Source organism: Cupriavidus sp. 01T418 (assembly GCF_056398885.1).
Genome location: NZ_JBFTQG010000035.1, coordinates 14,531 through 28,597, shown reverse-complemented (window position 1 = coordinate 28,597; position 14,067 = coordinate 14,531). Strand labels below are relative to the sequence as shown.

Annotated in this window: 10 protein-coding genes and 1 pseudogene; 8 read left to right on the top strand and 3 right to left on the bottom strand. The window is 61.9% G+C overall.

Going from position 1 to position 14,067, the window contains the following annotated elements; translation table 11 throughout:
* Positions 1–221: 221 nt before the first annotated feature.
* A complete protein-coding gene (locus tag AC1DQ3_RS26365) occupies positions 222–1,199 on the top strand; it encodes an NAD(P)H-dependent flavin oxidoreductase (RefSeq protein WP_477123106.1) in 978 nt (325 codons plus the stop codon).
* Between the two features lie 102 nt (positions 1,200–1,301).
* On the opposite strand, the pseudogene AC1DQ3_RS26360 reads toward AC1DQ3_RS26365, so the two are convergent.
* Positions 1,302–1,577, bottom strand: a pseudogene (locus AC1DQ3_RS26360) (urease accessory protein UreD); the annotation flags it as partial.
* Between the two features lie 265 nt (positions 1,578–1,842).
* A complete protein-coding gene (locus tag AC1DQ3_RS26355; RefSeq protein WP_477123105.1) occupies positions 1,843–2,403 on the bottom strand; it encodes a gamma carbonic anhydrase family protein in 561 nt (186 codons plus the stop codon).
* Between the two features lie 1,001 nt (positions 2,404–3,404).
* On the opposite strand from AC1DQ3_RS26355, the gene accB reads away from it, so the two are divergent.
* On the top strand, positions 3,405–3,875 hold the full coding sequence (gene accB / locus AC1DQ3_RS26350) for an acetyl-CoA carboxylase biotin carboxyl carrier protein (RefSeq protein ID WP_477123104.1): 471 nt from the start codon (positions 3,405–3,407) through the stop codon (positions 3,873–3,875).
* A 19-nt stretch (positions 3,876–3,894) separates the two neighbouring features.
* Positions 3,895–5,262, top strand: a complete 1,368-nt coding sequence (accC, locus tag AC1DQ3_RS26345) for an acetyl-CoA carboxylase biotin carboxylase subunit (RefSeq protein ID WP_477123142.1) — start codon at positions 3,895–3,897, stop codon at positions 5,260–5,262.
* A 691-nt stretch (positions 5,263–5,953) separates the two neighbouring features.
* Here accC and AC1DQ3_RS26340 read toward each other — a convergent pair.
* A complete protein-coding gene (locus AC1DQ3_RS26340; RefSeq protein WP_477123103.1) occupies positions 5,954–6,136 on the bottom strand; it encodes a hypothetical protein in 183 nt (60 codons plus the stop codon).
* A gap of 96 nt (positions 6,137–6,232) precedes the next feature.
* On the opposite strand from AC1DQ3_RS26340, the gene pgaA reads away from it, so the two are divergent.
* The 5 genes from pgaA (at position 6,233) to glmS (ending at position 14,065) form a co-directional block, all read left to right on the top strand.
* Positions 6,233–8,278, top strand: coding sequence for a poly-beta-1,6 N-acetyl-D-glucosamine export porin PgaA (pgaA, locus tag AC1DQ3_RS26335; RefSeq protein WP_477123102.1), 2,046 nt, complete (start codon positions 6,233–6,235; stop codon positions 8,276–8,278).
* Between the two features lie 6 nt (positions 8,279–8,284).
* Entirely contained in the window at positions 8,285–10,330 is a 2,046-nt protein-coding gene (gene pgaB, locus AC1DQ3_RS26330; protein ID WP_477123101.1) for a poly-beta-1,6-N-acetyl-D-glucosamine N-deacetylase PgaB, read from the top strand.
* A 35-nt stretch (positions 10,331–10,365) separates the two neighbouring features.
* A complete protein-coding gene (gene pgaC, locus AC1DQ3_RS26325) occupies positions 10,366–11,688 on the top strand; it encodes a poly-beta-1,6-N-acetyl-D-glucosamine synthase (protein WP_477123100.1) in 1,323 nt (440 codons plus the stop codon).
* 13 nt (positions 11,689–11,701) lie between these two features.
* The gene (locus AC1DQ3_RS26320; RefSeq protein ID WP_477123099.1) at positions 11,702–12,145 is read left to right on the top strand and encodes a hypothetical protein; all 444 of its coding nucleotides are present in this window, start codon (positions 11,702–11,704) and stop codon (positions 12,143–12,145) included.
* Between the two features lie 90 nt (positions 12,146–12,235).
* Positions 12,236–14,065, top strand: a complete 1,830-nt coding sequence (gene glmS / locus AC1DQ3_RS26315) for a glutamine--fructose-6-phosphate transaminase (isomerizing) (protein ID WP_477123098.1) — start codon at positions 12,236–12,238, stop codon at positions 14,063–14,065.
* Positions 14,066–14,067 lie beyond the last annotated feature (2 nt).

Here is a 14,067-nt window from a genome sequence, read left to right as displayed (position 1 = left end):
TTCATATCGATCCGGGAGCGTCCAATGACGGTTCCGGCTTTATTGATGTGAGAGTGGAATCAATGCGCGAACGATGAGGTTGTGGGCGGGCAGGCCTCATGGCGCATTCATGCGAGGTTCGCATCATTAAAGCGTGAACGCGCATTGGACGCGGCCCGCGCACCGCTCGTATAGTTTTTCGACCCGTTCTCTCTGCCTCTCTATCCCCCCAAGGAGATTCCATGACCATTCCGTCTGCGCTGAACAACGCGCTTCGCCTGCCAATCATCGGGTCCCCGATGTTTATCAGCTCGGGCATCGAACTGGTGGTCCAGCAATGCATCAACGGCATCGTGGGGGCCTTCCCGGCGCTCAATGCGCGCCCGCAGGAGCAGCTTGCGGACTGGATCGCCGAAATTCGCGAGCGCCTCTGCGCCGCGCAGCGGACGGGCCCGGAGCGCAAGGTCGCGCCCTTCGCCGTGAACCAGGTCATGAGCAAGCTCAACACGCGCTGGGAAAAAGACCTGGTCACCATCGTGCAGCACCAGGTGCCCATCATCATCACCAGCCTGAAGGCCCCGCCAATGGAAGTCATCCAGGAAGTCCATGCCTACGGCGGACTGGTGCTGCATGACGTGACCAACGTGCGGCATGCCAGGAAGGCCGCGTCGATGGGCGTGGATGGCCTGATCCTGGTGGCCGCGGGCGCCGGCGGCCAGGGCGGGGACCGCAGCCCGTTCGCCCTGATCAACGAAGTGCGACGTTTCTTCGATGGCATCATCGTGCTCGGCGGCGCCATCTCCACCGGCGGCGACGTGCTGGCCGCGCAGGCCATGGGCGCGGATTTCGCGTACATGGGCACACGTTTCCTCGCCGCGCAGGAATCGTGCGTGAGCGATGTGTACAAGGAAGAGATCATCCAGAGCGCGGCCGCCGACATCGTGTACTGCAACACCTTTACCGGGGTGTACGGCAACTACCTCAGGGCAAGCCTGCTCAAGGCAAACCTGGACCCCGACAACCTGCCGCCGTTCAGCGAGGAAACCAGCAAATACCGCAGCACGGGGGACGGCAACGTGAAGGTATGGCGCGATATTCGCGGAGCCGGCCACGGATGCGGGTCCATCGACGCGAGCGAGAGCGTGGCGGCTATCATTGCCACGCTGGAGGCCGGGTATCACCGCGCCGCCGACGAGATTCAGCGCAAGCGCTTCGCCTAGCGTCGCCGGCCGCCACGTTGCGTGGCCGGTTGCGGGCCTTGCCCACCAGAGGACTTCGGCGGGATCGTGGACACGATCCAGTCAGGTGCACATCATGCGAATGGTTGCTCCCGGCGTAGTCAACACCGCATGTGCACCCGGCTCGAATTCAACGTCGATCGCCAACACGTCACCGCCGGCGATGCCGGATGGCGGATGCAACATCGCGACGTGACATATCCCTCCTTCCGGGTACAGCGGCTTCTGTACCAGCAGTGGGCCGAAATGGCGCCGTTCGACCAGGGCAGTACGCTCTCCGCGCTCGGCAAAACGCAGCCGTAGGCGGGCCTCCCAGTCAGATCGAATGGCGAGGTTCAGTGGGGAATTTAGAGGATGCATCAACGCGGAAACAACATCGGATCGGCTTTTGGTTCTACGCCCTGCTTTCGCATCTATCTCCAGACCGCCGTCTTGGGATAGACATTGGATCTGGACTCCGGAAATCCATAATTCGCGTTCTTATTGATCCAACCAAGAGACAACTGGCAGCACTTCCAATGCGCTAATGGAGATACGGCCAATCCGCAATTCCGGAACGAGGACCGTACTTTTTTGGCGAAGACGCTCACCAACGATCCCGCCCCCTCTGCGCTGAAACGGATAATCAAAACTCATTTTGCAATCGTTTGTAGCCCTGGACCAGCTCATTGTTGGTTCGCGCTACATCTTCCGAGAACTCGGATGCCTGTACCGTGACCTTGGGAATCTTGGCAAGGTCTGTTGTTGGACCGATGCGCTCGGTTGACGGGACGTAGAAGCCACCAGGCAACACGCAGCCGTCGACCACGGCGTTGTGCCGAACGACACAACCGTCGCCGACGGTGCAGTTGAACAGCACGCTGTTGAAGCCGATAAAGACTCGGCTACCTACCTTGCACGGTCCATGCACGATTGCGCGGTGTGCAATCGACGTGTGGTCACCAATGGTCACTGCGGCGCCGGATTTGGAATGAATGACAACGCCGTCCTGAATATTGGAGTTGGCGCCAATAATGATCGGCTCCATATCCCCGTTGGCATCCACCTCATCGGCACGAATCACGGCGTAGGGACCGATGAAAACATTCTCTTGCACGATGACGCGGCCACAAATGATGGCTGTCGGGTCGACGAACGCACGCTCGTGGATAACAGGAAGATCGCCGCGCGGATTTTTTCGGATCATTTCGGAGTCTATTGATCAAGCATGGCCTATCAGGCAAAAACACGGTTTGGCACCAAAGTCAAACCGCAAGGTTTGTTGCAGGATGCCGAGTTGCCGGGATATCCGACAAACACATCGGGCCACCTGTCTATGATAGATCCCAAACCGTCGCGGCTTGGGATTCGCTTTGGCTGGATTGGCAAGGGTGGCAGGAAAAAACTCACTGCGGTCCAGCCAAAAGACTTGTACCGTTGCGGTACCCCGTCTTTTTTAAAATCGTCGAATCAATCACATATCAGCTGCTGTTCTGTAGGCTTGCCGCATCGTCGGCGCAAGTTTCCATTGCGACCTTGTTAATATCGAAGCGTCGAATCCAACCCCTGGAAAATCTGGAATGCTTCACATCTTATTTTTTCTCTAGACAAATACGTTTGATCTATGATAATTTCCCCGCCTGCTCGTTGGGCGGTGGTCGCGCCATGCGACCGACGCACTCGTCACAATTCTTCGCCTGCAATCGAAGAGTGCCAAGCTTGGGGAAGGCTCTGGATCGCGAGCAAGAAGCCAGCCCTTCACGATACTCGCCGGCTATTTCCGCAGATTAGGCAGTAGTAGCCCTATTCTGTTGCCAAGGTGTGGAAGCCGATTTGCACTCTGCTGCGCATTCGCAGAGTGATGTCCTTGCCGACACCAGCGAATTACACGCAATGCTCTCGCAGCATCAGTCTGCGCCGCAGCTGGTTGAGGTTCGCCTGCCGAACTGACATTGCCTTCTCGGGAAGTCCGTGGGATCCGGCGTCATAGTTGGCTATCGTCGCTGGATTTGCTCCTGATAGACGCAATTGTTGCCGCGGATCCGCGGCCTAGCATCTATTGTTACCAGCATATGGCGCACGCTGTGCGCCATTTTCCCTCAAGGCGCGTGCACCGAAGGCGGGAATATCTGCCGGCTACAAAGCTTTCTACCGGACGAGGCCGTCACTGCGGCGACGTCCGAACAACCCGATTCAGGAGGATAAAAGATGGACCTGCGCAAGTTGAAAACGCTCATCGACCTGGTGGCCGAGTCCGGCATCTCCGAGCTCGAAGTCAGCGAGAGCGACGGCACTGTGCGTATCGTCAAAGCAGCGCCTCAGATCATAGCCGCACCGATGAGTCTGCCATCGCAGCCGGCTGTCGCCGTTGCGCAGGCAGCGCCCCCTGCAGCCCCCGTTGCCGGCGTGGCCCCGGTGGAGCCAGCTGCACCGCGCTTGCCGGATGGCCACGCGGTAACCTCACCCATGGTTGGTACGCTCTACCGGGCCTCGTCACCGGGCGCGGCACCGTTCGTCAATGTGGGGGACGTAATCAAGGAAGGACAAACGATCTGCATCATCGAGGCGATGAAGCTGCTCAACGAAATCGAATCCGACAGAGCCGGTGTCGTAAAAGAAATCCTGGTCGAAAATGGACAGGTAGTGGAATTTGGCCAACCCCTTATCCTTATCGGCTGATTTCTCGCAAAGAGTGACTATGTTTGAAAAAATCCTAATCGCGAACCGCGGTGAAATCGCCCTTCGCATTCAGCGCGCCTGCCGTGCGCTCGGCATCAAAACTGTCGTGGTGTATTCGGAAGCCGACAGGGACGCCAAATACGTCAAGTTGGCCGACGAAGCCGTCTGCATCGGTCCCGCGCCGTCGCCTCAGTCGTACCTGAACATGCCGGCCATCATTTCGGCTGCCGAGGTCACCGACTCGCAGGCCATCCACCCCGGCTATGGCTTTCTCGCGGAGAATGCCGACTTCGCCGAGCGCGTGGAGCAATCCGGCTTTGTCTTCATCGGCCCGACCTCCGAATGCATCCGCATGATGGGCGACAAGGTGGCGGCCAAGCAAGCCATGATCAAGGCCGGCGTGCCCTGCGTGCCGGGTTCGGAAGGCGCGCTACCTGACGACCCCAAAGAAATCATCGCGATCGCGCGCCAGGTAGGCTACCCGGTCATCATCAAGGCGTCCGGCGGTGGCGGCGGCCGCGGCATGCGCGTGGTGCACACCGAGGCCGCGCTGATCAACGCCGTCACCATGACGCGCGAGGAAGCCGGTCGGGCCTTCAGCAACCGGGAGGTCTACATGGAGAAATTCCTGGAGAACCCCCGGCACGTCGAGATCCAGATCCTGGCCGATCAGTACAAGCAAGCCATCTGGCTGGGAGAGCGCGACTGTTCGATGCAACGGCGCCATCAAAAAGTGATCGAGGAGGCGCCAGCACCACACATTCCGCGCCGCTTGATCGAGCGTATCGGTGAGCGCTGTGCAGAAGCCTGCAGGAAGATCGGCTATCGCAACGCGGGCACCTTCGAGTTCCTCTATGAGAACAATGAGTTTTACTTCATGGAGATGAATACCCGAGTGCAAGTGGAGCACACCCTCACAGAGATGGTTACCGGAATCGATATCGTCCAGGAACAGATCCATATCGCCGCTGGCGAGAAACTGCGCTGGCGACAGAAGGACGTGCAGTCGGATGGTCATGCTATCGAGTGTCGCATCAACGCCGAAGATCCGTTCAAGTTCACACCGTCGCCGGGCCGCATTACTTCCTGGCATATGCCAGGCGGCCCCGGCGTGCGGATCGACTCGCACGCCTACTCCGGCTATTTCGTGCCGCCCAACTATGATTCGATGATTTGCAAGGTCATCACTCACGGCGCTACACGCGAGCAGGCCATCTCGCGCATGCGCATCGCATTGTCGGAAATGGTGGTGGACGGTATCAAGACCAATGTGCCATTGCACCGGGAGCTGATGTTGGACGCCAATTTTGTTGAAGGTGGCACCAATATTCACTATCTTGAGCATCGCCTGGCACAGAAGGCCGCAGCCAACGGCGCGAACGACTGAGGCGCAAACCGGCAACTGTGCCTAATCGTGAAAAACCGCCGCATCATTCGCTAACAGTCTGATTTCAAATCGGAACGCCCCTTCGCACGCGCCCCGTGACCCTCGCGATGGGCACCGGGAAATGTTCCACCTGGATCGTCCGCCGCCTGCGAGTCGCCCAGGCTCAGCCCTTGCTCGGCCATCTGGATGCGGGTCCAGGTGATCGCTTCCGCGCGCTCGATTTCAAATCGGCTGGCGCCTTCGGCACTCCGCCCCCGACCTGGGCGAACGCAACAGCCCACTCTCGTTCGGCATCCGTCCAGTGACCTGTCGCTTCGGCTGCTCTCGCGGCACCAAAAGTACGAATACCCCCACCTTTGCCCCAGCCCAGGCCATCACACCTGAGCGCACGCTTCAAGGGTACTCATCCCTGCCGTACACCCCTTTGGCATGCAATTGTTTCCTCTCCATGACAGCGCGCGGGGCAATGGGACTAGATCGTCTCCCACTTCTGGCCGGGTGCGCCCTAGTGCTTCTGGCGACTGTCGCCTTAGTGCTTGATTGCCAAATAATGCACTGCACAAGGACGACGACACGGCACGCAAGAACGCGTGAAGAAGCGAGCTCTGACATGCACGGGAAAGGACCGGTCGCCTGAGCGGCGGTCGCGAGATAGAGCGCATAGACGAACAAATATACGCATGAAAGCGGTTCACGCCGCCGCAGCGCCACGGGTTGCAGGCGCGACGGCCTTGAACGGGAAGCACAAGGTGTAGCTGGTGACGATCCGGCGGCGCCTTGATATCTGGTCGATTTCAGCACGGACATGTTCCGGCGGACTAGGTGATTTCGTTGCGTTGCGACGAAGCCATTCGGAAAGCCGGTTGATGGCCATCCCTCTCGTTTCATTGCACGGATGCCGGCAAGGATATGCCGCCTCCCAAGGGGGATGTTTCGCTCGCAGCAGCAGTAATCCGGGGGAGATTCACACGTGAACGCATCTCAAAAGCGCCGCCAGCGATTGCGGACCGCGCTCAAGACCACAGCAGTCCTGTTGGCTCTGTTCGCTCGCGAACATTGCGCCGCGGAAACCGCCAGGCCGCCAGCGCGGCGAGCCCAACCGGCGCCCAGGGTGGAACAGCCGGCGCCGGCAAACGAGAAAGACCGCCTCAGGGAGCGCATCTTCGCCCTGGCCGAAGGCGGTTCTCCGAAGCTGGCGCTGGAACAGGCCGCCACGCGCCCGGACGTATTTGCGCCCCGCGACCTGCTGCTGCTGGAGCACCTTGTCGTTGCGCAGCAAATCCGTTGGGCCCGACAGCAAGCCAGTGCTTCCAATGACCCGGATCGGCTGGTCCCGGCCGACGGCGCCCTGGCTGCGGCTGACGCGCTGCTGGCGCGGATTCCCGCCGAGGACGAATACAACGGGGTGAGGCGCGCGGCCCAGGCCGACCGCCTCACGGCGCTGTCCGTGCGTGGCCGCATGAAGGAGGCAACGGCGCTGTACGAGCAGCTTTCGCAGGCACCGGAGGCGCTGCCTGCCTCTGCCTATGTCGCCGCGGGCGATGCCTACGCCTATCTCGACAAGCCCGACCTCGCCGCGCGCGCCTACGAACAGTCCTTGCAGACGGCGGTCGAGCCCCTGAAAGAGACCACCGAGCCCTATGCACTTTCGCTGCCGGATGTGCAGGAGAGCCTGTTCTTTGCCTACCTGGACCAGGGGCACTACGAAGCGGCGCGGGAGCTGGTGGCAATGATGGCACGCAACACGCCGGCGCATAACGAGCTGTCCGAAGACGCCGACAAGACCAATCCGGAATACGGCCGCGTCAAGAAGCTGCAGGCCCAATACCTGCTCTACACCAATCAAGTAAAAGAGGGCCTCCAGGCGCTGGATGCCCTTCGCAAGGATGCCCCCTTCGATCCTTCCCTCCTGACCGCCCGCGCGGACGGCTCCCTGGTGCTGGCGCGCCCCTACGCCTCGCAGAGCATCTACCGCCAGGCGCAGGCCGACCACCCCGGCGATATCGAAAGCCTGGTGGGGATTGGCAAGACCGCGCTGCAACTGCATCAGTACGACCAGGCCAAGGCGGTCGCGGCAGTATTTGACGGCTACTTTCCCGACAACAACAGCGTCAAGAACTTCCAGCGCGAGTACCGCGTCTACGAGCGCCCGCAGCTGATCATCGACGCCATTGGCGAGCGCGGCAACGCGGTCCTGGCGGATCATGCCTGGAGCGTTGACACACGCCTCTACTCGTCGCCGATGGCCGATTACTGGCGTGTCTTTGCGCACCAGTACTCGGGACATGGCGACACCGGCGATGGCCAGAGCATCAGCCGCATACGCAATGGCCTGGGCGCTGATTTCCGGCGCGACGGATGGGAAGCCGCCGCCGAGCTGCATCAGTCCACCGGTGGCCAGGCCAAGACCGGCGGCTCCGGCACGCTTGCCTTCCAGCCCACCGATCACTGGCGCTTCGGCGCCGGCGTCGATTCCGACGATAACACGCTGCCTTGGAAGGCCTACCAGGCTGGCGTCACTGGCCGCACCGCCACGGCGTCGGGGCGCTATTCACAGGACGATGCCCGCTACTTCAATGTGGCCTATGGCGCGTCGCGCTACAGCGATACCAATTTTCACCAGCAGTGGCTGGGCACCTGGTACGAGCGGCTGCTGAACCAGCCGCGCCACCAGGTCTCGATCTGRCTCGACGTGGGCTCCAGCAGCAACACGCTGAATGGCACCGCTTACTTCAATCCGCGGCGCGACTACACCGCGCAACTGCGCTCGATGTACCAGTGGACGCCTTGGCGCTATGCGGAGAGGTCGTTCAGCCAGCGCGTGTACGTCACCGCGGGCGGCTATCGGCAGGACGGCATCGGCGACAGCATGTTGTGGGAGGCTCGCCTCGAACAGTTCTGGCAACTTGGCCGCAAGGCTTCGCTCACCTACGGAATCGGCGTCGGCAGCAGGCGCTACGACTCGAATCGCGAAACGACCAAGCTGATCTACCTCAATCTAAACGTTCCCCTATAGGTCATCATGAACAAGCTCAATCGCCGAAAATTCATCGGGCTCGCCGGCGCGCTGTCGGTGACCCATAGCGTGCACGCCCGCTACGGCCTGTCCTTGCTGCCGCCGCAGGACCGCGACGACGGCCTGACTTTCCGCGTCCTCGCGTTCCACGATATCCGCGACGACCTGCGTGCCGATGTGGGAACAGTGGCGGACACCTGCGCCATCAGTACCGCTACGCTCAACAATATCTTCGCCTGGCTCAAGGGCAACGACTTCCACCCGGTCAGCGTCGACCAGATCATCGCATCGCGCAACGGCGGCGCGCGCCTGCCGCCGCGCGCCGTGTTGCTGACCTTCGACGATGCCTACAAGAGCCAGTACACCAAGGCCTTTCCCTTGCTGCAGCAGTACAACTATCCCGCCCTGGTGGCCGTGGTGTCGCGCTGGACCGATACGCCGCAAGACGATCCGGTGCGCATCAGCCATAAGTCGGTGATGGCGCCAGGCTACTTCATGAGTTGGGCCAACCTGCGCGAGATGGCCGAGTCCGGGCTGGTGGAAATCGCTTCGCACACTCACGATCTGCACCACGGCGCGGTAGCCAATCCTCAGGGCAATGAACTACCCGCGGCCAGCGCGCACCTGTACTTTGCCGACCTGAAGCGCTACGAAACCGACCAGGAATACGAAGACCGGGTCGGTAGCGACCTGAAGACGTGCTCCGGCATGATCCAGGCCAACACCGGCATCAAGGTGCGCTCGATGGTCTGGCCCTATGGCATGTACAACGCGGCGCTGATCGGCGCATCGCACAAGCTCGGCATGAACGTCCACTTCACGCTGGACGACGGCCCCAATACCCCGGAGGTGCCGTTGACCAAGATCAGGCGCCTGCTGGTGTCCTACGATTGGGATGCGGGCGTCATGATGAGCCAGTTCCGTCAGCAATCGGCCTATCGCGGGGACAACCAGCCGGTCGAACGCGTAGTCAATGTCGCGCTCGACGACGTGTACGATCCCAATCCAGACCGCCAGGAAGCCAGGCTGTCGCGGCTGATCGACCGGATCAAGGATCTCGAGCCGAAATCGGTCTATCTGCAAGCCTATTACGATCCCGACGGCAGCGGCACCGCCCAGGCGCTGTACTTCCCCAACCGCCACATGCCGGTCCGGGCCGACCTGTTCTCGCGCGCAGCGTGGCAACTGATCACCCGCGCCGGCGTACAGGTCTACGCGGCGCTGCCTGTGCTTGCCTACAAGCTGCCCACGGGCCATCCGGCTTCGTCCCGGCTGGTCGCGGCGCTGGCGGGCGCGCCGCCCACCCCCTTCGATCCGCGCCAGCGGCAACGGCTCAGCCCCTTCGACCCGCTCGCTCGTGGCGTGATCCGCGATATCTACTATGACCTGGGCAGGTACACCAGTCTGAACGGCATCGTGTTTGGCGCGGATGCGAGCCTGAGCGATGTCGAGGATGCCAGCGAAGCAGCGCTTGCCGCCTATGCCGACTGGGGCCTGCCGCGCGATCTCGCAACGATCCGCGCCAACCCCGATCTGCTGCAGCGCTGGTCGGGCGCCAAGCTCCAGTACCTGATCGATTTCACACACCAGCTCGGGGACGTGGTCAAGGACTACCAGGGCGGAGGCAATGTCCTGACGGTGCGCAGCCTGCCTGCCAACGCGGTGTTGCGTCCCGACGCGAGCATGCGGCTAGCCCAGGACATCGAGGCGTTCTCCGCGCACTACGACTTCGTCAACCTGATGGCCTATGCCGATGCCGACGGCGGCCCGCCTTCCACGGCATGGCTGGAGAGCCTGGCACGTGCCGTGAGCGCGCATCCGGGAGCGCTGCCGAAGACCATCTTCGCCCTGCAGACACTCGACGGCCGTAACCAGGCGCCGATCGCCAGTACCGCGTTGCGCGAGCAGATGCAGCGCCTGCGCATGGCTGGCGTGAAACACCTCGGCTACCGCCCCGACCAGTTCATGGTGAACCAGCCAGACCTGGCGGTGCTGCGGGACATCATGTCCATGCAGAACCTGGTGCGGCCGCGCAACGGCATGAAGGTCTAGGTCAAGAACCGATAGCAATCAGGTGAGGGGGCATCATGAAAAACACGGCGGGTCTGATCTCAAATTTCGTCTTCTACTATCCACTGCTCATGTCCTATTTATGGATGACCGGTGGCCTGCTTCACTATTTCCTCATCGAGAGAAAGGAGCGCAAAAAATCGCGGGCCGACGTGCTGCTCGATTGCCCCAAGGTCTCGGTGATCGTGCCCTGCTTCAACGAGGAAGACAATGTGCGCGAGGTGATCGCGAACCTGGCCAAGCTGCGCTATCCGAACTACAACATCATCGCCGTCAATGACGGCAGCCGCGATGCTACCGGCGACATCCTCAACGAACTGATCGATCAGTACCCGCAATTGCTGGTGATCCACCAGAACAACAACGAGGGCAAGGCCATTGGCCTGACCACCGCGGCCTTGCTGACCGATGCCGAGTACCTGCTGTGCATTGACGGTGACTCGCTACTCGACCATGAGGTGATTGGCTGGATGCTGCGCCACTTCCTGCGCGACGCGGGGGTTGGCGCCGTCACTGGCAACCCCCGCATCCGCACGCGTACCTCGCTGCTGGGCCGCATGCAGGTCGGGGAGTTCTCGTCCATCGTGGGCCTGATCAAGCGGACCCAGGAGATGTACGGCCGCCTGCTCACTGTTTCCGGCGTGATCTGCATGTTCCGCAAAAGTGCACTGCGCAGCGTGGGCTACTGGAGCTCCGACATGCTGACCGAAGACATCGATATCAGCTGGAAGCTGCAAGTCAATGGATGGCGCCTGCATTTCGAGCCGCGCGCGCTCAGCTGGATCCTGATGCCGGAGACGCTCAAGGGGCTGTTCAAACAGCGCCTGCGCTGGGCCCGTGGTGGCATCCAGGTGTTGCAGAAGTATGCGGCGCCAATCGTCACCAAGAACAAGCCGATGATGTGGCCGATCTTTCTCGAGTATTCGATTAGCGTGATCTGGGCCTATTGCATGCTGTTCACCCTGGTGATGACGGCCGCGACCGCGCTGTTCGACCTGCCCGAAGCCTGGCGTTTCGCCGGCATGCCGCGCGGAGCAGGCGTCTTTCTCTTTCTGACCTGCTGCGTGCAGATCCTGGTCGGCTGCGTCATCGATCGCTGCTACGACACCAGGCTGCTGCGCTACTTCCTTGACACGATCTGGTACCCGGTCGCGTTCTGGACCATCAGCATGGTCGCCTCGGTGATCGCCCTGCCCAGCGTGCTGTTGCACCAGCGCCGCACCCGGGCAAGGTGGGTCAGCCCCGACCGCGGCATCCGCGAGGACGCTCCCGTGTCCACGCCACCAAGGTCACCCGTGCCGGTATCGTCCTATGCCGGTCAGCTTGAAGAGCGTATTTGAGGAGGAGTGAGACATGAAAGAGCCAATCATTGATGCGTCCAGCGCCACGTTGCAGCAGCATCTGCAGCACCACGCGCGAGGCAAGGCGGTTCGCCGCTATATCTGGTACCGGGCGGCGCGGCCCCTGCTGGTGGCGGCTATCTGGGCCACGGCGGCGCTCTACATCTACTGGTGCGTAGCCACGGCGGGAAGTACCGAGTTCTCGCTCAAGGAGGTCATGCCCGATGCCTTGGCCATACTCGGCATGGCCCTGACGCTCACGGTGTGGACGCTGGTGCGCCGCCTCGGCAAGAGTGCGTCGGGTGCGAAACAACCTTCCCGGACAGCGCCGATCTCGACGCTCGACCTGGCCAGGGATGTGGTGCTCTCGGTGGGCACCGGACGCCGCCTGGTGGCCTATCACGACGAAGATGGCCTGATTTCGCACGTTGCACCACTGCAGCACGAACTGGCTTGACCAGCAGCGGAGCATCCCTCGCGCCGGCGGCCTGCCGGCCGTCGCGTGAGGCTTTTATGAAACAGCTTTGTTTTTTTGCGGAAGATCATCATGTGTGGCATTGTCGGCGCAGTTGCTCAACGTAATGTGACACCGGTCCTGCTGGAAGGATTGCGGCGTCTGGAATATCGCGGCTACGATTCCTGCGGCATTGCCGTGGTGCAGGATGGCGAGCCGCGACGGGCGCGCAGCGTGGCGCGCGTGGCGAACCTTGCTGAACAGGTGGAACAAACGCAGCTGGAGGGTACCGTCGGCATCGCACACACGCGCTGGGCAACGCACGGCGCGCCGCTCACGCACAATGCGCATCCGATCTTCTCCAGCGGCGATCTCGCGCTGGTGCACAACGGCATCATCGAGAATCACGAAGCCCTGCGCGAGCAACTGAGGGAACGTGGCTACGATTTCGAATCGCAGACCGACACCGAGGTCATCGCGCATCTGGTGCACCACTGCTATCACCACGACGGCGGCGGGGACCTGTGCAAGGCCGTGCAACTAGCGCTGCAGCAGTTGCACGGTGCCTATGCCATTGCTGTGTTCACGCGGCAGCAGCCGGATCTCGTGGTTGGCGCGCGCTCCGGATCGCCGCTGGTGGTCGGCCTGGGAAGCGATGGCACTTACCTTGCCTCGGACACCATGGCACTGGCCGGCCACGCGCAGCGTTTCATCTACCTCGAAGAGGGGGACCTGGTATCGCTGGCACGCGATGGGGTCTCGATCATCGACAGTAACGGCAAGCCGGCCCGCCGCGAGATACGCGAGCTGGACGCAAGCGCTGCCGCGGTCGACCTCGGTCCGTATCAGCACTACATGCAAAAGGAGATCTTCGAGCAGCCGGCCGCGATCGCCGACTCCACCGAGCATCTGGAAGGTTTCGCGCCAGCCTTGTTCGGCGCGCACGCCGATAGTGTGTTCGCCGGCATCGATTCGGTGCTGATCCTCGCCTGCGGCACCAGCTACCACTCGGGCCTGACGGCCAAGTACTGGCTGGAATCGATCGCGCGGATGCCAACCAGCGTGGAGATCGCGAGCGAATACCGCTATCGCGACAGCGTGCCGAATCCCGACACGCTGGTGCTGGTGATCTCGCAGTCGGGCGAGACGGCGGACACGCTGGCTGCCCTCAAGCACGCGCAAGAGCTTGGTCATCGCCATGCGCTGGCGATATGCAATGTGCCTGGCAGCGCCATCATGCGCCAGGCGAACCTGCACTTCCTGACCCGGGCCGGCGCCGAGATCGGGGTTGCCTCCACCAAGGCCTTCACCACCCAGTTGGTGGCGCTGTTCGTGCTGGCGGCGACGCTGGCCCGGCAGCGCGGCCTGCTGCCTGCTCTGCAGGAGGCACTGATGCTCGAGCAGTTGCGCCATCTCCCGGCAGCGCTGAACGGCGTGCTGGCGCTGGAGCCGCAGATCATTGCCTGGGCGGAATCGCTGTCGCGCAAGGAGAACGCGCTTTTTCTCGGGCGTGGCATTCACTATCCGATCGCGCTCGAAGGGGCGCTGAAGCTGAAGGAGATCTCATATATCCACGCCGAAGCCTATGCCGCGGGCGAGCTCAAGCACGGGCCACTGGCGTTGGTTACGGACCAAATGCCGGTGGTAGTGGTCGCGCCCAACGACGCACTGCTGGAAAAGCTGAAGTCCAACTTGCAGGAAGTGCGGGCACGCGGCGGGGAACTCTACGTCTTTTCCGATGCGGATAGCAAGATCAGCAGTGCGCCTGGCCTGCACGTCATTCGCATGCCCGAGCACTACGGGATGCTGTCGCCGATCCTGCATGTGGTGCCTCTGCAGTTGCTGGCTTATCACACCGCGTGCGCGCGCGGTACCGATGTGGATAAGCCCCGCAATCTCGCCAAGTCGGTCACGGTGGAGTAACG